General features: G+C 69.1%; 17 protein-coding genes and 2 riboswitches. Of the genes, 5 read left to right on the top strand and 12 right to left on the bottom strand.

Going from position 1 to position 18,539, the window contains the following annotated elements:
* Positions 1-10: 10 nt before the first annotated feature.
* From QIS99_RS07785 to QIS99_RS07745, 9 genes are all read right to left on the bottom strand, one after another.
* The gene (locus QIS99_RS07785) at positions 11-679 is read right to left on the bottom strand and encodes a trimeric intracellular cation channel family protein (RefSeq protein WP_282511800.1); all 669 of its coding nucleotides are present in this window, start codon (positions 677-679) and stop codon (positions 11-13) included.
* A 255-nt stretch (positions 680-934) separates the two neighbouring features.
* Positions 935-2,200 (bottom strand): ABC transporter ATP-binding protein, encoded by a 1,266-nt coding sequence (locus QIS99_RS07780; protein ID WP_349017282.1) that lies wholly within the window; start codon positions 2,198-2,200, stop codon positions 935-937.
* Entirely contained in the window at positions 2,197-3,297 is a 1,101-nt protein-coding gene (locus QIS99_RS07775; protein ID WP_282511799.1) for an ABC transporter ATP-binding protein, read from the bottom strand. Before QIS99_RS07775 ends, QIS99_RS07780 begins: the two co-directional genes overlap by 4 nt.
* Positions 3,294-4,295 carry an ABC transporter permease gene (locus QIS99_RS07770; RefSeq protein WP_282511798.1) on the bottom strand — a complete coding sequence of 334 codons (1,002 nt, stop codon included), beginning with the start codon at positions 4,293-4,295 and terminating at the stop codon, positions 3,294-3,296. The genes QIS99_RS07775 and QIS99_RS07770 overlap by 4 nt, the downstream gene beginning before the upstream one ends.
* 113 nt (positions 4,296-4,408) lie before the next feature.
* On the bottom strand, positions 4,409-6,172 hold the full coding sequence (locus QIS99_RS07765; RefSeq protein ID WP_282511797.1) for an ABC transporter substrate-binding protein: 1,764 nt from the start codon (positions 6,170-6,172) through the stop codon (positions 4,409-4,411).
* Between the two features lie 102 nt (positions 6,173-6,274).
* Positions 6,275-7,279: an ABC transporter permease gene (locus tag QIS99_RS07760; protein WP_282511796.1), complete on the bottom strand. Its 1,005-nt coding sequence runs from the start codon at positions 7,277-7,279 to the stop codon at positions 6,275-6,277.
* Between the two features lie 361 nt (positions 7,280-7,640).
* The gene (locus QIS99_RS07755; RefSeq protein ID WP_408909499.1) at positions 7,641-8,456 is read right to left on the bottom strand and encodes an enhanced serine sensitivity protein SseB C-terminal domain-containing protein; all 816 of its coding nucleotides are present in this window, start codon (positions 8,454-8,456) and stop codon (positions 7,641-7,643) included.
* A 306-nt stretch (positions 8,457-8,762) separates the two neighbouring features.
* Positions 8,763-9,563: an enhanced serine sensitivity protein SseB gene (locus tag QIS99_RS07750; protein ID WP_282511794.1), complete on the bottom strand. Its 801-nt coding sequence runs from the start codon at positions 9,561-9,563 to the stop codon at positions 8,763-8,765.
* A gap of 131 nt (positions 9,564-9,694) precedes the next feature.
* On the bottom strand, positions 9,695-10,363 hold the full coding sequence (locus QIS99_RS07745; RefSeq protein WP_408909506.1) for an AAA family ATPase: 669 nt from the start codon (positions 10,361-10,363) through the stop codon (positions 9,695-9,697).
* Positions 10,364-10,631: 268 nt separating this feature from the next.
* Positions 10,632-10,756, top strand: a riboswitch (glycine riboswitch).
* 158 nt (positions 10,757-10,914) lie between these two features.
* On the opposite strand from QIS99_RS07745, the gene gcvT reads away from it, so the two are divergent.
* The 4 genes from gcvT to QIS99_RS07725 all read left to right on the top strand — a co-directional run bounded on the left by gcvT (position 10,915) and on the right by QIS99_RS07725 (position 15,385).
* Positions 10,915-12,045 (top strand): glycine cleavage system aminomethyltransferase GcvT, encoded by a 1,131-nt coding sequence (gene gcvT, locus QIS99_RS07740; RefSeq protein ID WP_282511792.1) that lies wholly within the window; start codon positions 10,915-10,917, stop codon positions 12,043-12,045.
* A 75-nt stretch (positions 12,046-12,120) separates the two neighbouring features.
* Positions 12,121-12,498 carry a glycine cleavage system protein GcvH gene (gene gcvH / locus QIS99_RS07735; RefSeq protein ID WP_282511790.1) on the top strand — a complete coding sequence of 126 codons (378 nt, stop codon included), beginning with the start codon at positions 12,121-12,123 and terminating at the stop codon, positions 12,496-12,498.
* A 12-nt stretch (positions 12,499-12,510) separates the two neighbouring features.
* A complete protein-coding gene (glyA, locus tag QIS99_RS07730) occupies positions 12,511-13,773 on the top strand; it encodes a serine hydroxymethyltransferase (protein ID WP_282511788.1) in 1,263 nt (420 codons plus the stop codon).
* Positions 13,774-14,014: 241 nt separating this feature from the next.
* Positions 14,015-15,385, top strand: coding sequence for an L-serine ammonia-lyase (locus QIS99_RS07725; protein WP_282511786.1), 1,371 nt, complete (start codon positions 14,015-14,017; stop codon positions 15,383-15,385).
* A gap of 74 nt (positions 15,386-15,459) precedes the next feature.
* On the opposite strand, the gene QIS99_RS07720 is transcribed toward QIS99_RS07725, so the two are convergent.
* Positions 15,460-15,774, bottom strand: coding sequence for a DMT family transporter (locus tag QIS99_RS07720; protein ID WP_282511784.1), 315 nt, complete (start codon positions 15,772-15,774; stop codon positions 15,460-15,462).
* Between the two features lie 16 nt (positions 15,775-15,790).
* Positions 15,791-15,850, bottom strand: a riboswitch (guanidine-III (ykkC-III) riboswitch).
* Positions 15,851-16,034: 184 nt separating this feature from the next.
* On the opposite strand from QIS99_RS07720, the gene QIS99_RS07715 reads away from it, so the two are divergent.
* Positions 16,035-16,589, top strand: coding sequence for a glycoside hydrolase family 25 protein (locus tag QIS99_RS07715; RefSeq protein ID WP_282511782.1), 555 nt, complete (start codon positions 16,035-16,037; stop codon positions 16,587-16,589).
* A 106-nt stretch (positions 16,590-16,695) separates the two neighbouring features.
* Here the strand turns inward: QIS99_RS07715 and QIS99_RS07710 are convergent, their stop codons facing one another.
* Together QIS99_RS07710 and QIS99_RS07705 are read right to left on the bottom strand one after the other, a co-directional pair.
* Positions 16,696-16,911: an EF-hand domain-containing protein gene (locus QIS99_RS07710; RefSeq protein ID WP_282511780.1), complete on the bottom strand. Its 216-nt coding sequence runs from the start codon at positions 16,909-16,911 to the stop codon at positions 16,696-16,698.
* A 56-nt stretch (positions 16,912-16,967) separates the two neighbouring features.
* Positions 16,968-18,173 carry a YncE family protein gene (locus QIS99_RS07705; RefSeq protein ID WP_282511778.1) on the bottom strand — a complete coding sequence of 402 codons (1,206 nt, stop codon included), beginning with the start codon at positions 18,171-18,173 and terminating at the stop codon, positions 16,968-16,970.
* Positions 18,174-18,539: the final 366 nt, after the last annotated feature.

Here is an 18,539-nt window from a genome sequence, read left to right as displayed (position 1 = left end):
CAACAGGAAACTACTGAGCGGTAGCTTTTTCGTCGACGGCGGACCGCCGGTTCCAGGCGCGCGGGGCCCGCCAGTGCCGGGCGATGGCGAGCAGCCGCAGCACGAACGCGGTGACGACGGCGAGGCCGCTGGTGTAGGCGTTGAGGGCGTCGAAGTGGATGCAGAGGACCACGATGCCCGCGCCGACCATGGCCGGAACCGCGTACAGGTCGCGGTCCCAGCGCAGCAGCGACGGCACCTCGTTGGCGAGTACGTCGCGCAGCACGCCGCCACCGACGGCCGTGGCGAGGCCGAGCACGGCGGAAAAGGTGAGGCCGAGGCCGTACTCGTACGCCTTCACGGTGCCCGCGACGCAGAACAGGCCGAGGCCCGCCGCGTCGCAGACGCTCACCGCGCGGTTGATCCGCTCCACCTCCGGGTGCAGGAAGAAGACCAGGGCGGCGGCGAAGAGCGGGGTGAGGAAATAGCCGAGGTCGGTGAAGGCGGCCGGGGGGACGGCGCCGATGATCACGTCCCGGAAGATGCCGCCGCCGAGCGCGGTGACCTCGGCGAGTACGGCGATGCCGAAGACGTCGAAGTTCTTGCGTACCGCGAGAAGCGCGCCCGAGATGGCGAACACGAAGATTCCGACCAGATCGAGGCTGTGCAGGACGGAGGGTGTGAAGAGTTCCTGGAACACGGGGTGCATTGTGCCCGGTGCGGGCGGGTGCGGGCCGAACTCGTCCGCCCCAGGGGGCTCCGCCCCCGGCCCCCGGCACTCGCTCCTCGAACGCCGGAGGGGCTTCCTCTTCGCGCTCCGCGCTCGTCCTCAATCGCCGGACGGGCCGAGTGCTCAGCCCGTCCGGCGATTGAGGTGCCCCCGACTCCTGCGTCGACTACTCCTGCGTCGGCCACTCCTTCGTCTGCTGCTCTTTGTCTGCTGCTCCTCCGTCGACTACTCCTTCGTCGGCTCCGGCACCTCCACCCCCGCCGCCTCCGCGGCCGCGACCGCCGCCGTCAGCAGGACCGTGTCCTGCGGGGCCTGGTCGTCCGCGTTCTCCGGGTGGTGGCAGGCGACCTGGTGGCCGGTGGCCAGGGAGCGCATCGGGGGCTCGGCCGTCTTGCAGATCTCCGTCGCCTTCCAGCAGCGGGTGTGGAAGCGGCAGCCGCTGGGCGGGGCGATCGGGGACGGCACGTCGCCGCGGAGCAGGATGCGCTCGCTCTTCGCCGCGCGGCGCCGCGGGTCCGGCACCGGCACGGCGGAGAGCAGCGCCTTCGTGTACGGGTGCATCGGCGACTCGTACAGCGACTTGCGGTCCGCCAGCTCGACGATCTTGCCGAGGTACATCACCGCGATCCGGTCCGAGACGTGCCGGATGACCGACAGGTCGTGGGCGATGATCACGTACGTGAGACCCAGCTCGTCCTGCAGGTCGGCCAGGAGGTTGACCACCTGGGCCTGGATGGAGACGTCGAGCGCCGAGACCGGTTCGTCGGCGACGACCAGCTTCGGCTTCAGGGCCAACGCCCGCGCGATGCCGATGCGCTGGCGCTGGCCGCCGGAGAATTCGTGCGGATAGCGGTTGTAGTGCTCGGGGTTGAGGCCGACCACCTCAAGGAGCCGCTGGACCTCCTTCTTGACGCCGCCCTCGGGCGTGACGCCCTGCAGCTTGAACGGCGCCGAGACGATCGTGCCGACCGTGTGCCGCGGGTTCAGCGACGAGTACGGGTCCTGGAAGATCATCTGGACGTCGCGCCGCATCGGGCGCATGCCGCGCACGCCGAGGTGCGTGATGTCCCGGCCCTCGAACTCGACGTTGCCCGCGGTGGGTTCGAGCAGCCGCGTGATCAGCCGGCCCATCGTGGACTTGCCGCAGCCGGACTCGCCGACGACGCCCAGGGTTTCCCCCGAACGGACGTCGAAGTCGATGCCGTCGACGGCCCTGACCGAGCCGACCTGGCGCTTCAGGACACCCTTGCGGATCGGGAAGTGCTTCTGCAGGCCGGAGACCTTGAGCAGCACCTCGCCCGGGGCGGGGTTCTCCACGGTCGCCACCGAGCTCACCGAGCTCACCGAGCTCACCGAGCCGCCAGCGGGCGCGGGGGCGTCCGCCGCTGAGGCGTCCGCGGCGGCCGGACGGTCCTCGTTGTTCTCGCGCATCTCGCGGAGTTCGCGGAGTTCACTGTCTTCGCTTCGCTCTTCGCTTCGCTCTTCGCTCACAGCTTGGGCGCAATCTCTTCGGTCCAGATACGTTCCCGCTGTTCTGGCGAGAGGTGGCAGGCGCTCCAGTGGCCCGGGTCGCTCTCGGCCAGCTCGGGGCGTACCTCGCGGGTCACGTTGTCCTTGGGCAGGTCCGCGTACGGGCAGCGCGGGTTGAAGGCGCAGCCGGAGGGGATGTTGATCAGCGAGGGCGGGGAGCCCTTGACCGGGATCAGCCGCTCGGTCTGCTCCTTGTCGATCCGCGGCATCGAGCCCAACAGGCCCCAGGTGTACGGGTGCTGGGGCTCGTAGAAGACCTTCTCGGCGGGACCTCGCTCGACGCAGCGGCCGCCGTACATCACCAGGATGTTGTCCGCGAGCTCGGCGACGACGCCGAGGTCGTGGGTGATGATGATGACGGCCGAGCCGAACTCCTTCTGCAGATCGCGGATCAGGTCCAGGATCTGCGCCTGCACCGTCACGTCGAGCGCGGTGGTCGGCTCGTCGGCGATGAGGAGTTCGGGGTTGTTGACCAGCGACATCGCGATCATCGCGCGCTGGCGCATGCCGCCGGAGAATTCGTGCGGGTAGGCGTCCACGCGCTTGTCGGGCTGCGGGATGCCGACCCGGTCGAGCATCTCGATGGCCCGCTTGCGTGCGGTCTTCTTGTCGACGTCGTGGTGGACGCGGTACGCCTCCACGATCTGCTTGCCGATCGAGTAGTACGGGTGCAGCGCGGAGAGCGGATCCTGGAAGATCATCGCCATCTCGCGGCCGCGCAGTCGGCGCACCTCGTCCGGGTCGGTGGAGAGCAGCTCCTGCCCGTCCAGCCAGATCTCGCCGGAGATCTGCGCCTTGCGCTTGCCGTACTGGCCGGCGGTGTGCAGGCCCATGATGCCGAGCGAGGTGACGGACTTGCCGGAGCCGGACTCGCCGACGATGCCGAGGGTCTGCCCCTTCTCCAGCTGGAAGCTGAGGCCGTCCACGGACTTGACCAGGCCGTCGTCGGTGGGGAAGTGCACCTTCAGGTCGCGTACTTCGAGGAACGCGGAGGGTGCGGGAGAGTCGGTCGCGACCGGCTCGCCGACGGCGGCTCCGGTCTTCTTCAGGTCGCTCATCCGAGCCTCACTCGCGGGTCGATGACGGCGTACATCAGGTCTACGACGAGGTTGGCGAGCGCGATGGCAAGGGCCGTGCACAGGGTGACGCCGAGGATCATCGGCAGGTCCTTGCCCTGGATCGCCTTGACCGCCTCCTGGCCGAGGCCCGGCAGGTTGAACGTGGTCTCGGTGAGGATGGCGCCGCCGATGAGGATGCCGAGGTCCAGGCCGAAGACGGTGAGGATCGGGGTCATCGTGGAGCGCAGCGCGTGCCGCCGGATGACCACGGGCTCGGTGACGCCCTTGGCGCGGGCGGTACGGATGTAGTCCTCGCCGAGCACTTCGAGCATGGTGGCGCGGGTGAGGCGCGCGTACATCGCGGCCTGCAGGAAGGCCAGCACGATCCAGGGGAGGATCATGGTCTCCACCCAGGTGCCGATCGAGTCCTTCGTGGTGAGCGAGTCGTCCATGCTGATCCAGCCGAGGCTGTGGACGAAGACGCCCATCGCGATCATGCCGGTGAAGAAGATCGGCATGGAGACACCGCCGAGGGCGGTGATCATGGCGCCGCGGTCCCAGAAGCTGCCCCGCTTGAGCGCGGAGACGACACCGACGGTGACACCGCCGATGAGCCAGAGCACGGCCGCACCGCCGGCCAGCGCCAGGGTGACGGGCAGGGCGTCCTTGACGGTCTCCCAGACCGGAAGTTCCGTACGGAACGAGTAGCCGAGGCAGGGTGCACCGCAGTGCGTGACGTCGTCCCCGCTGCCGTAGTCCCGGCCGAGCGGGATGCCCTTGACGAACTCCCAGAACTGCACGAGCAGGGGATCGCTCAGGCCCAGCTTCTGCCGGATGCCCTCCAGTTGCTCGGCGCCGGAGTTCTTGCCGGCGAAGAGCACGGCGATGTCCTGGCCCGACCACTTGGGCAAGACGTAGAAGATGAAGAAGGTCGTCAGGATGACGACCAGCAGCATCACGATGACGGCGCCCAGGCGCCGGATGAGATAAGCAAGCACTGTGCGCGGCCCGCCGGCGGCCGGAACTCCGGGTCGCGGAGCTCCGGCCGCCGGCCGGGGCCATCACCTGCCCTTCGGACTGGCGGGGTTCGGCGGTTGGGAGGTGGTGGCTACTACTTCACGCCGAGCGAGATGTAGTCGTAGCGACCGCTGTAGGCGGCGGAGGTGTAGACGTTGGTCACCCGCGAACCGCGCCAGGTGATGTTCTTCTCCTGGATGAACGGCATCCACACGGCCTGGTCGATGATGCGGTGGCTCAGGTCCTTGTAGATCTTCGCGGCGGCCTCGGGGGACTCGGCGGCAATGGCCTCGTCGAACATCTTGTCGATCTTCGGGTCGCTGATCTGCGACTCGTTGTAGTTGCCGTTCTCGAAGATGAAGCGGCTGTCCCACAGTGGCTGGCCGAAGCCCTGGCCGGACGGGAAGTCCGGGCCCCAGCCGGCCATGATCATGCCGTAGCCGCGCTTCTCGACGACGGAGGGCGAGCCGGTGATGCTGGCGGACTCGGAGCCGACGATGGTGTCGACCTCCACCTTGATGCCGACCTTGGCGAGGTCCTGCTGCAGCTGCGTGGCCGCTTCCTTCTCGTGCGGCTGGTCGCTGCGCGCGCTGATCTTGGTGGAGAAGCCGTTGGGCTTGCCGCACTCCTTCAGCTCGGCCTTGGCCTTCTTGACGTCCGGCTTGCCCTTGCGCTCCAGGATCCCGTACGGGTCGTACGTGGGGTCCGAACCCTCGATCGACTTGGGCAGCGGGCTGACCGCGATGTCACCGGCGGCGAGCTTGCCGCCGCGGACCTTCTGCAGGGCGGCGAAGTCCGTGCCGTAGAAGACGGCCTTGCGGCAGTGGATGTCGTCGAAGGGCTCCGCCTTCGTGACCAGGGCGACGTACCGGATGAAGTCCGTCTCCATGTTGTCGACATTGGCCTTGTGGTCCTGCATGGCGGTGATACGGCCCGACTGGGTCATACCGGTGCCGTTCATGTCGATGTCGTACTTGCCCTCCATCAACTTCTTGTCGTTCTCCTCCTTGTTGGTGGAGAACGTCACCGTCACCTTGTCCGGCAGGGCGGGCCGGACCGGGTCGGAGGACTCGTTCCACTCGGTGTTGCGCACGAGCGTCAGGGACTTGCCGGGGCGGTACGACTCGAACTTGTACGGGCCGGACGAGAACGGCATGTTCGCGTACTTGGCCTTGGTGTCCTTCTCCTGCTTCACGGGCGAGCCGGAGGGCATGGCCAGCATGTACTCGAAGTCGCTGTTGGGCTTCGGGAGCTTGAAGATGATCGTCTGGTCGTCGGGCGTCTCGATCGCCTTCAGGCCGAGCTTGTCCTTGGACTTGTCCTTGTACGGGCCCTCGTACTCACCCTTGGGGTCGAGCACGTTCTTCAGGTAGGCGGGGCCGCCGGTGATGACCTCGGTGGCCCAGATCCGCTCGATGCCGTACTTGATGTCCTTGGAGGTCAGCTTCGAGCCGTCCTCCCACGTCAGCCCGTCACGCAGCTTGTACGTGTACGTCTTGCCGCCGTCGGTGATCTTGGCCTTCTCCTTGGCCAGGTCGGGGACCAGGTTGTTGGAGGCCTCGCCCGGCTTGGTGTCGTACGTGACCAGGGTGCGCGTGTAGAAGCGCATGAAGTCCCAGGTCATGCCGTAGTAGGCGCGCTGCGGGTCGGCCGAGTCGATGGGCTGCTTCGCGATGAACCGGAGCGTGCCGCCCTTCTTCTTCGACGGGTTGGCGACCTTGTTGATGCCCGCGTTGTAGCCGGCGCCCTCGCTCTCGGTCTCGCTCTCGCCGCCACCGCAGGCCGTGGCGGTCATGAGCGCGGCGACGACCAGGGCCGCACCTGCGGTGAACCTTCGTTTCGTGGAACCTCTGGGCATGTGTCTCGCATCCTCCGGGATTCTCGGGTCCTGGCGCTGGCGGCCTAGGAGCCTTGGGGAAGAAGCCACCTGACGGTGCGGCAGGGGCCGGTCAGATGAGGTCTATCGGGTTCCCTTGGGGTCCAGGGCGTCACGCAGCCCGTCACCGAAGAGGTTGAAGGCCAGTACGGTCACGAAGATCGCCAGGCCGGGGAAGACCATGAACATCGGGTCGTGCTCGTAGACCTGGAGCGCGTCCCTGAGCATGCCGCCCCAGGAGGCGGTCGGCGGGCGGACACCCACGCCGAGGAAGCTCAGGGCCGCCTCGGTGAGGATGTTGGTCGGGATCATCAGGGTCGTGTAGACGGTGATCGGGGCGACCAGGTTGGGCAGCAGTTCGCGGAACAGGATGTGCCGCCTGCCGCCGCCGAGGCTGCGCGCCGCCTCCACGTACTCCCGCTCCCGGAGCGAGAGCGTCTGGCCGCGCACGATCCGGCCGATGTACGGCCAGCCGAAGAGGCCGATCACCATGATCAGCGTGACGATGCGCACGCCGCTGCCGGAGAGGCCGAACAGGTCGTCCGGGAGCACCGAGACCAGGGCGATGATGAAGAGCAGCTGCGGGAAGGAGAGCAGTACGTCCATCGCGCGGCTGATCACGGCGTCCACCCAGCCGCCGAAGTAGCCGGCGACGATGCCGAAGAGCGTGCCGAGGACGACGGCGACGAGGGCGGCGAGCACGGCGACGAGCATCGAGATGCGGGCGCCGTACACGATCCGGCTGAACACGTCGCGGCCCGTGTTGGGTTCGACGCCGAAGAGGTGGTCCCCGCTGATGCCGCCGAGCACGCCCTTGGGCAGGTTGGTGAGGTCTTCCAGGGTGTCGAGGTCGCCCACGTTCGGCGGGTGGCCGAGGAGGCCGACGATGACCGGGGCGAAGACGCTCACCACGACCAGGAGCACGACAACGATGCCACCGGCCAGCGCGACCTTGTCCTGCTTGAGGCGGTTCCAGGCGATCTGCTTGAGGGAGCGCCCTTCGACCTTCGTGGCCCCGGACCCGCCCGCGGCCTCGCCGGGCACGGCTTTCGCCGTGTCCGTGGGTGTGTCATGCATTGGCGCCGTCATCGTGCAGGGACCCCTCTCAACCGGTGGTGACCGGCCCACACTTGCCGCTGTAGCGACTGGTTCCTATGCGTGGCGCGAGCGGCACCGGCATGGTTCGCCGGTTGGTCTCAGGCAGCTCGCACACAGGCCCGAATGGCCGTACATCCGGGGAGTCTTCAATGTGTCCGCGATCACCCGCCAGCCCTGTCCGGGAATGGATGCGCAACCGTGATGTGGCCAGCAGGCTTCCGTTATGCGAACGCCGAGAGCGGGATCGCGGGGGTGCAAATTCGGCCAACTGGCAGCAGATGGGCCTAAGTTGTGAGTGATTCCCACTCCGTGGGCGAGGGGGTTTGGTCAACTCGCCTGTGGTGCGGGCGGGTCAGTACGTGCCCTGGTGCGGGTAGCCGTACCCCGCGCCGCCCGGGGCGACCTGTGCCTCGCGGTCGTAGAACGGGCGCGCGTTCGCGCGGAGCCACATCGCGACCGGGTCGTACGCGTCGGACAGCGCGACCGTCGACACCGGCAGCCCCTCCGGGACCGCCGCGATGGACTGCTGCATCATCGCCCGGACCGCGTCGACGGACGCCGCGTCCGTGCCGTACACATCCAGGCCGATCGCCAGATACGGCGCGCCCACCGCGGGCTGCACCCAGGCGCGGCGCAGCGAGCGGACGACCGGCGTCCGGTGGGCGTTCTGCGTCAAGTGGGCGTAGAACTGCGGGATTTCCACGGCGGGTTCGGACAGCCGCAGGGGACCGGCGGGGGCCTTGTCCAGGCCGGTCGCGATGCGGCGGAGGTCCAGCCACGGGATGCCGACCCCGCCGCCGGGCGCGTGCGGGTTGAGCCAGAGGCCGTAGTGGTCGGGGAAGAGCGTGCGGGCGACGTCGGCCCCGGTGACGACTTCGTGCGCCCGGTTCCAGCCGGAGGCGGCGAGCTCCTGGGCGGAGGTCACGCAGGGCGCGTAGCCGAGGCCCGTCACGTCCATGTTCCCGTACTGGGCGTCCGGGGACCCCGCCTGGCCGTGCCAGAGGAGCATCCACACCTGGCCCTCGGCGATCGCGCCGAGCAGCGCTTCGTACGCGTCGTACCGCCCGGGTGTGACCTGGCGCAGCATGTGCTCGACCTGTCCCCGAGTTCTCGGCTCCGCTCGAACAGGGGAGGCCCCACTGCCCGCAGCCGTGCCCGACGCACTCACTAGTTGACCGCCCCTTCGCCCCGTACGCATCGACTGCCGTCCCCGTAATTCCCCGGCCCGGGCACCCGAGCCGCGACGGGGACGCCCTGGTTATGAAACCAGCTTATGCGTCGCGGTTCGCAGCGGCGCTCCACAGCCAACATCCCGCGCACAAAAGGAACGCAAGGCTCCGGCCCCGAGGGGCTGTTGCCGTCCGCGTGGCGAGGGGCCGGTCGCCGGCCCAGTCGCCGTCCGCGTGACGAGGGACGGCGAGGGACGGCGAGGGACGGCGAGGGACGGCGAGGGACGGCGAGGGACGGCGAGGGACTAGGAGTAGTTGCCGTCCGCGTGGAACGGCCGCAGCCGCTCCCGCATCCAGTCCGCCACCGGGTCCTGGGCCACGTCGAGCAGGACCAGGTTCACCGGCCACGCCACCGGTACGCGGCCCAGCGCACGGCCGAGCGCGTCCATCGCCGGGTTGCGGTCGCCCTCCAGGGCGGACAGCTCGACGCCCACGAACATCACCGGGCTCTCGCCCTCGATGCTGGCCAGACACCGGCGCGCGCTGCGCACCACGCCCGTCGCCGCGAACTCCTCGCCGGCCGCGGCCAGGAAGTCGACCGGGTCGTCCTGCCAGTCCGGCTCGAAGAGGCGGACCCGGCCGCCGGTCGTCGGCCCGTCCAGCTCGGTACGGCCGGTGCGGCACAGCTCGGCCACCGCGGGCGGCGGCAGCGGCACCCCGACCGTGCCCTCCGGGTTCACGGCGATGCCCAGCTTCGGCGGCAGGCCGCGGGCGAACTCCACGGCGGGCGCCACGGTGTACGGCATGTGCGCGCCGGCGACGCGGCGGAGCTGTTCCTCGGAGCTGAAGACCGGCACGTAGGCGGCGCCGCCGATGTCCATCGTGGGCAGGTCGAGGTCGGTGCTGTCCCGGCTGCCGCCGTTGGGCAGCGGCACCCAGACCCGGCTGCGGCCGAGGACCTGCAGAATCCGGCCGCCCGCCGATGCGGGTCCGGGCTCGGCCGGCGTGCCGAGCGAGGCCGCGAGGACCTCCTCCAGCTCGTTCGCGGGCCAGCCTCCGTACGGATGCCCCTGGGGCTCCTGTGCACCCTGTACCGGAATGTCCATCTCGTCCCTCTGCCGCCCTGCTCAGCTGTGTGTCCAACCTGCGCCACAGACCCTAACGCTCAGCCCGGTCAGCACGCTCAGCCCGCTCAGCCCGGTCAGCACGCTCAGCCCGGTCAGCACGCTCAGCACGCTCAGCGCCCGAACCCGATCCCCCGCAGCCGGTCCGCCGCGTCCCGGTCGAGGAGCACCGCCGAGGCGCAGCCCGCCGGGATACGGCCCCGCTCCGCGTCCCGCACCAGCCGGCCGACGGCCCTGCGGTGCCGCGCGAACGCGTACCGCGAGACGCCGCGGCCGCGCGAGCGCTGGCCCGCGAGGGCCGTGTCCGGGTCGACGTCGAGCAGCAGCAGATGCAGTCCCCGGCCCCGGCGCCGCGCCTCGCGGGCGAGCCAGCTGCGCACCCAGGACTGCGTACCGCAGTCGTGCACGACGACGCTCGCGCCGGAGCGCAGGGCGCGGCGCAGGCCGGTGTAGTGCGCGAGGCGGACCAGGGGGCGGTAGAGCGCGTACGGCAGGAAGCCCGGCATGCGGCGGGCCCAGCGGTCGCGGGCGTCCTGGGAGTCGAAGCGGGGCGAGGCCACCACACGGTCGATGAGCGTCGTCTTGCCGCTGCCCGGCAGCCCGGAGACCACGACGACGTCGCCCGCGCCGAAGCACAGCTGCCGCGGCGCCCGCCCCGCCCGGTCCCGCAGGTCACGGACCACCGGCGCCGGACCGAGCGCGGCCCCCCGGACAGGCCCGAGCGCCTTCGCTGCCGCAGCGCCCGGCTGCTCGGGCACCGTGACGCCGCTCGTCGCGGTCATCGCCGGATACGCGCTCGCCTTGTGCACCGTGATCGTCCTCCCCGTTCGGTCACACGACTCTTCTCCGCCCACTGTAAAGAGACGGTAATGCGGCACAAGCGGATTACGGCATTACCTGTGGCACAGCCCTCCTCACCCGCTCTCCTCCAGAGGACTCCCACCACACCGGAACCGGTTCCACCACGGGCCGGGTCACAGATCCGCAGCGCCCCGACCACTCCGGGCGGCGGCGTGCAATGATGTGCGGGCCAACTCCATACCGGCCGCTTGAATCCGCGCGGGAGAGCCCCCGGCCGGCGTCGTACGCATGCAACTCATACGACGCAACCTCGGGGCGCCGAAGGAGCAAGATCCTCCCTTGAATCTCTCAGGCCCAGTTACCGCGCGGGCGAGGCAGATCTGAAAAGCGAGCCGCGCTGTGTGGCTCCACCCAAGGTGCAAGCCGGGCTCCCGGCGAACCTCTCAGGTTGTGAATCCCCGGTTGTGAAACCGCGGGTTCCGATGACAGATGGGGAGGACGACCTCGCAGTCATGCCCCGGGAGCCACACACATGAGCCAATCCGTATCGCCGCGCCTGACCGCGCTCGACGCGCTGCACCGTTCGCTCGGCGCGACCATGACCGACTTCGCGGGCTGGGACATGCCCCTGCGCTACGGCAGCGAGCGCGACGAGCACAACGCCGTCCGTACCGCCGCCGGCCTCTTCGACCTGTCCCACATGGGCGAGATCACCGTCACCGGCGTCCAGGCCGCGGACCTCCTCGATCACGCCCTGGTCGGCAACATGGGCTCCATCAAGCCCGGCCGCGCCCGCTACACCATGATCTGCCGCGCGGACGGCGGCATCCTCGACGACCTGATCGTCTACCGCCTGGAGGCCGACACCTACCTGGTCGTCGCCAACGCCTCCAACGCCCAGACCGTCCTGGACGCCCTCACCGAGCGCGCCGCCGGCTTCGACGCCGAGGTCCGCGACGACCGCGACGCGTACGCGCTGCTCGCCGTGCAGGGCCCGCACTCCCCCGCCATCCTCAAGGCGGTCACCGACGCCGACCTGGACGGCCTCAAGTACTACGCGGGCCTGCCCGGCACCGTCGCGGGCGCCCCCGCCCTGATCGCCCGCACCGGCTACACCGGCGAGGACGGCTTCGAGCTGTTCATCAAGCCCGAGCACGCCGAGCAGGTCTGGCAGGCGCTCACCGAGGCCGGCCAGGAGTACGGCCTCGTCCCGGCCGGTCTGTCCTGCCGCGACACCCTGCGCCTGGAGGCGGGCATGCCGCTGTACGGGCACGAGCTGAGCACCGGGCTGACGCCGTTCGACGCCGGGCTCGGCCGTGTCGTCAAGTTCGAGAAGGCCGCTGATTTCGTCGGCCGCGCCGCCCTGGAGGCCGCCGCCGAGCGCGCCGAGCAGAACCCGCCGCGCAAGCTCGTCGGCCTGATCGCCGAGGGCCGCCGGGTGCCCCGCGCCAGCATGGCTGTGGTGGCCGACGGCGAGGTCATCGGCGAGATCACCTCCGGCGCCCCGTCCCCGACCCTCGGCAAGCCGATCGCGATGGCGTACGTCGACGCCGCGCACGCCGAGCCCGGCCCTGCTTCCTCGACGGGTGTCTGCGTGGACATCCGCGGCAGCCACGAGCCGTACGAGGTCGTCGCGCTGCCCTTCTACCAGCGGCAGAAGTAGCCCCCTCAGCGGCAGCAGCAGTCCCCGTACCCCCTTCCGCATCACCACTCCCCCGCGTACAGGAGAATTCAGGCCATGAGCAACCCCAAGGAACTGCGTTACAGCAAGGAACACGAGTGGCTGTCGGCCGCCGCCGACGGTGTGTCCGCGGTCGGCATCACCGAGCACGCGGCGAACGCTCTCGGCGACGTGGTCTACGTGGAGCTCCCGGAGGTCGGCGCGACCGTGACCGCCGGCGAGACCTGCGGCGAGCTGGAGTCGACCAAGTCGGTCAGCGAGCTGTACTCGCCCGTCACCGGTGAGGTCGTCGAGGCCAACCAGGACGTCGTGGACGACCCGTCGCTCGTCAACTCGGCCCCGTTCGAGGGTGGTTGGCTCTTCAAGGTCCGCGTCTCCGAGGAGCAGCAGGACCTGATGTCCGCCGACGAGTACACCGAGTTCTCCGGAAGCTGAGGCGCCGTACCCATGTCTGTGCTGAACACCCCTCTCCACGAGCTCGACCCCGACGTCGCCGCCGCCGTCGACGCCGAGCTGCACCGCCAGCAGTCCACCCTCGAAATGATCGCGTCGGAGAACTTCGCTCCGGTCGCCGTCATGGAGGCCCAGGGCACCGTCCTCACCAACAAGTACGCCGAGGGCTACCCGGGCCGGCGCTACTACGGCGGCTGTGAGCACGTCGACGTCACCGAGCAGATCGCCATCGACCGGATCAAGGACCTGTTCGGCGCCGAGTACGCCAACGTCCAGCCGCACTCCGGCGCCTCCGCCAACCAGGCCGCCCTGTTCGCGATCGCCCAGCCCGGCGACACGATCCTCGGCCTGGACCTGGCGCACGGCGGCCACCTCACCCACGGCATGCGCCTGAACTTCTCCGGCAAGCAGTTCGACGTGGTCGCCTACCACGTGGACGACGCCGGTCTGGTCGACATGGCCGAGGTCGAGCGCCTCGCCAAGGAGAACCAGCCGAAGGTGATCATCGCGGGCTGGTCGGCCTACCCGCGCCACCTGGACTTCGCCGAGTTCCGCCGCATCGCCGACGAGGTCGGCGCGAAGCTGTGGGTCGACATGGCGCACTTCGCGGGCCTCGTCGCCGCCGGGCTGCACCCGAACCCGGTGCCGTACGCGGACGTGGTGACCTCCACCACGCACAAGACGCTCGGCGGCCCGCGCGGCGGCATCATCCTGGCCCGCAACAAGGACTTCGCGAAGAAGCTGAACTCCGCGGTCTTCCCCGGCTTCCAGGGCGGCCCCCTGGAGCACGTGATCGCCGCCAAGGCCGTCTCCTTCAAGGTCGCGGCGAGCGAGGAGTTCAAGGAGCGCCAGGAGCGCACGATCGAGGGTGCCCGCATCCTCGCCGAGCGCCTGACCTCGGACGACGCCCGCACCGCAGGCGTGAACGTCCTCTCCGGCGGCACCGACGTCCACCTCGTCCTGGTCGACCTGCGCGACAGCGACCTGGACGGCCAGCAGGCCGAGGACCGCCTGCACGAGGTCGGCATCACGGTCAACCGCAACGCCGTCCCGAACGACCCGCGCCCCCCGATGGTCACCTCGGGCCTGCGCATCGGCACGCCGGCCCTCGCCACCCGCGGCTTCGACGCCGAGGACTTCCGCGAGGTCGCCGACATCATCGCCGAGGCCCTCAAGCCGTCGTACGACTCCGAGTCGCTGAAGGCCCGCGTGACCGCTCTGGCCGAGAAGCACCCGCTCTACCCAGGCCTGAAGTAAAACCGGGGCTTTTTCGTACCCTTTAGTGCGTACGTACCCTGTAGTGCGTACGTAACCTTTAGATCGTACGCAACCTTTAGTTCGTACGTACGAAAGGTCGGGGCACCCCGCACACTGGACAGTGAACAGTGCGCGAGGTGCCCCGCCCCACGTACGCACGCCCCGCACGTCCTGCACCGCCTTTGTTTCTCTGCGTCACCCCGGCAGACAACGGCGTCTACCAATCACCCTTGGAGTTCCCGTGGCCATCTCGGTCTTCGACCTGTTCTCGGTCGGTATCGGCCCGTCCAGCTCCCACACGGTGGGCCCGATGCGCGCCGCCCGCATGTTCGCCCGCCGCCTCAAGAACGAGGGGCTGCTCGCCCACACCACCGCCGTCCGCGCCGAGCTCTTCGGCTCCCTCGGCGCCACCGGCCACGGCCACGGCACCCCCAAGGCCGTCCTCCTCGGCCTGGAGGGCGACTCCCCGCGCACCGTCGACGTGGAGCACGCCGACGACCGCTTCGAGCACATCAAGCAGAGCGGCCGCATCAACCTCCTCGGCGCCCACGAGATCGGCTTCGACTTCGACGAGGACCTGATCCTGCACCGCCGCAAGGCCCTGCCGTACCACGCCAACGGCATGACGATCCACGCGTACGACGAGCAGGGCGCCCTCGCCCTGGAGAAGACGTACTACTCGGTGGGCGGCGGCTTCGTCGTGGACGAGGACGCGGTGGCCGGGGAGAACCCCCTCGTCCTGGACGACACCGTCCTGAAGTACTCCTTCCGCACCGGCGACGAGCTGCTCCGCCTCGCCGACGAGACCGGCCTGTCCATCTCCGCGCTGATGCTGGAGAACGAGAAGGCCTGGCGCACCGAGGACGAGATCCGCGAGGGCCTGCTCGACATCTGGCGCGTCATGCAGTCCTGCGTCTCGCGCGGCATGACCCGCGAGGGCATCCTCCCCGGCGGCCTCAAGGTCCGCCGCCGCGCGGCGGGTTCGGCCCGCAAGCTGCGCGCCGAGGGCGAGCCGCTGGCCCACGCCATGGAGTGGATCACGCTGTACGCGATGGCGGTGAACGAGGAGAACGCGGCGGGCGGCCGCGTCGTCACCGCCCCGACGAACGGCGCCGCGGGCATCATCCCGGCGGTCCTGCACTACTACATGAACTTCGTGCCCGGCGCGGACGAGGACGGCGTGGTCCGCTTCCTCCTCTCCGCGGGCGCGATCGGCATGCTCTTCAAGGAGAACGCCTCCATCTCCGGCGCCGAGGTCGGCTGCCAGGGCGAGGTCGGCTCCGCCTGCTCGATGGCGGCGGGCGCGCTCGCCGAGGTCATGGGCGGCTCCCCCTCGCAGGTGGAGAACGCCGCGGAGATCGGCATGGAGCACAACCTGGGCCTGACCTGCGACCCGGTCGGCGGGCTCGTGCAGATCCCGTGCATCGAGCGCAACGGCATGGCGGCGGTGAAGGCCGTGACGGCGGCCAAGATGGCGCTGCGCGGCGACGGCTCCCACAAGGTCTCCCTCGACAAGGTCATCAAGACCATGAAGGACACCGGCGCCGACATGAGCGTCAAGTACAAGGAGACGGCGCGGGGCGGGCTCGCGGTGAACATCATCGAGTGCTGAGGCACATCGTGCATACGAGGAGGGCGCCGCGGTCCACGACCACGGCGCCCTCCTCGTACGTACCAACTACCCGCTCAGTGCAGCGCCTTGAGGCCGATCACGCAGCCCACGATCCCCGAGAGCAGCGCCAGCTTCAGCAGCGACACCGGCTCGCCGCCGAACACCATCCCGTACACGACGGTCAGCACGGCACCGATGCCCACCCACACCGCGTACCCGGTGCCCACCGGCAGCGTGCGCAGCGCGAAGGCCAGGCCGGCCATGCTCAGGGTGAGGCCGACACCGAACACCACGGTGGGCCAGAGGCGGCTGAAGCCCTCGGACTTGCCGAGCGCGGTCGCCCACACGGCCTCCAGGACACCGGAGACGACCAGAACGATCCAAGCCATGACGGAACGGCTCCCTTCGGCGCCGTCGTCAATACCGGGTACGGCGCACCTCGTCCGGGAGCCGGTCGGGCTCTGCCTCCAGAATCGCACAACCCGTGCAGGTCAGAGCGGTGACTCCGGCCACAGCGGCGCCGCGCTCGCCCCGCGGCTCGCATTGTGCCGACCCTGTGGACGAACGGGGCGGCCGGGTTTCGGGCCTGAGGCGGCCGGGCACTTTCTCAGACCCACGGCACCCGGCCCGACCACCGGAAGGCGGCTTCATGATCCGCGGGATAGACGTCAGTTCGTACCAGTCCGACTTCAGCACCGAGGGCGTCGACTTCGTCATCGTCAAGGCGACGGAGGGCCGCTCCTACGTCAACCCCCGCATGAACGCCCAGGTGAAGAAGGCCCGCGAGGCCGGCTGCGTGGTGGGCTTCTACCACTTCCTGTGGCCGCACAACATCAAGGCGCAGGCGGAGTACTTCGTCTCGAAGGCGGCGGAGAGACAGGGCGACATTCTGGCTTGCGACTGGGAGAGGACAGGGGAAGGGACTAATGCGAGTAATGCACAGAAGGACGAGTTCATCAGAGAGGTGAAACGCCTTCGGCCTTTGAACCGGTCTATTCTCTATTGCAATCGGGATTTCTGGTTGAACGTCGACCGAACTTCCTACGCAGGGGACGCCCTCTGGATAGCCGACTACGTCACGGCAGGAAAGCCCCGCATCCAGGCCAAGTGGCGCATCCACCAATACACTTCGACGCCGCTCGACAAGAACGTCGCAGACTTTTCCAGCCGAACGGCGATGCGGAATTGGGCGACTATCGACTGAGCAGCTGAGGGCAGGACATCCGTACGGCGGCGAGCCGGTGCGCACGGCGGGCCGAACGCGGCCGTGGGCCCGCGCCACGGAGGTGCGGGCCCACGGTGGGCGGGGCTCAGGCCTTGCTGAGGTGGGCCCAGAACTCGTCGAAGGAGAGGGCCTTGTCCTGGTTGGTGTCCTGCGCGCCGATCACGGCCTCCGCGACGGAGTCGGTCACGTTCCAGTCGCCGCCCTGCGCGAGGGCCTGCTTGAACTCGGCCGCGGTGATGAAACCGTCACCGTCCGTGTCGATCCGCTGGAACTGCGCGCGTGCTGCCTCGATGTCCGCCACTGGGGCCACCCCTTCTTGGTGCGTTACTGACGGAGGTCAGATTAATCGGGGGCGGTTCAGCGGAAGACGCCGGTGTGGCCGAGGGAGTAGCGGCCGGGCTGCGGGTAGACGGCGAGGCCGTGGGGGCCGTCGCCGACGGGGATCTTGGCGAGCTGGACGCCGGTGCGGGTGTCGATGGCGTACACCTCGGAGTCGTACCGTCCGGACAGCCAGAGGACCTTGCCGTCGGCGGAGACGCCGCCCATGTCGGGGCTGCCGCCGTCGGGGAGCCACCACTTCTTGGTGAGCTTGTTCTTCTCGAAGTTGAAGACGGAGATGGAGCCCTCGCCCCGGTTGGGGATGTACATCTCCTTGGAGTCGCGGCTGATGTACAGGCCGTGGGCGCCCTTGCCGGTGGGCATCAGCTTGGGGGTGGTGAACTTCTCGCCGTCGAGGACCCAGACGCCGTGGGCCATCATGTCGGCGATGTAGAAGGTCTTGCCGTCCGGGGAGATCTTCACGTCCTGCGGCATGGCGCCCTCGAAGGGCAGCTTCTGCTGGTCGATGACCTTCATCTTCTGGGTGTCGACCTTGAGGAGTTCGGAGGAGAACTCGCAGGACACGATGAAGTAGCGGCCGTCCATCGAGAAGTCGGCGTGGTTCACGCCGTAGCAGCTGACGGGTTCGGTGTGGACGCGCTTCATGGTCTGCGGGTCGCGGAAGACCAGCTCGCGGTCGAGGGAGGCCATGACGACGGCGTGCTTGCCGTTGGGCGTGAAGTACAGGTTGTACGGGTCGTGCACCTCGACGTCGGGCCCGCGGCGCTTGGCCGTGGCGGGGTCGATGGGGGTGAGGGTGTGGCCGCGGTTGTTGTTGACCCAGAGCGTCTTGAGGTCCCAGGAGGGGACGACGTGCTGGGGCCGCGTACCGACCTCGATGGTGTCGACGACCTTGAACTTCTTCGGGTCGATCACGGAGACGGTGTTGGACTTGGTGTTGGGGACGTACACCCGGGAGGGGAAGTCCTTGACCACCGGGGAGAGCTTGTTCGGCCGGTCGGCGGCGTAGACGTCCTTGGGGTCGAGGACGGGCGGCATGCCGGGGAGGCCGTCGATTTCGACCTCCTTGGGCTTGGCGGGCTTCTTCTCGCCGAGGGCGGCCTTCGAGGTCTGGTCGTCGGGGGCGCCGCAGGCGGCGAGGGCGGCGCTCGCGGCGAACAGGGCGGCGCACATCAGGACGCGGGTGCGCCGAGTGAGGGGCAGGGACTTCGGGTGGGGGTTCATGTGGTCAGCAGCTCCGTGGTGGTCACCGCGCCGAGGCCGCGGTGTCGTACGACAGGACGTGCGGCGGTCCGTTGACGTCACTCCGCTATTTAAGGGCGGGGCAGGCCAATGGGTAATGATTCACCCAAATTAGGACGTTTATGGGTCGGGGCTCGGGCGGCCGCCCTGCACAGCCCGCACAGCCCGCACAGTCCGCACAGTCCGCACTTAACCAGCGTTTACAAGGTGAGTGCCGCGCGTCACCATGGATTCATTTGTTCACGAGCCGCGGGTCTGTCATCATTGAATGCAACGACCCCCATTGACCCGGGCCAGGTCGTCTCTGCGGCCGTGGATCACACCCCCCGAAGATCCGCGGCGCACCAC

The sequence above is a fragment of the Streptomyces solicavernae genome, assembly GCF_029968095.1.
Taxonomy (GTDB): Bacteria; Actinomycetota; Actinomycetes; order Streptomycetales; family Streptomycetaceae; genus Streptomyces; species Streptomyces solicavernae.
This window is presented reverse-complemented; position numbering and strand designations above follow the sequence as displayed.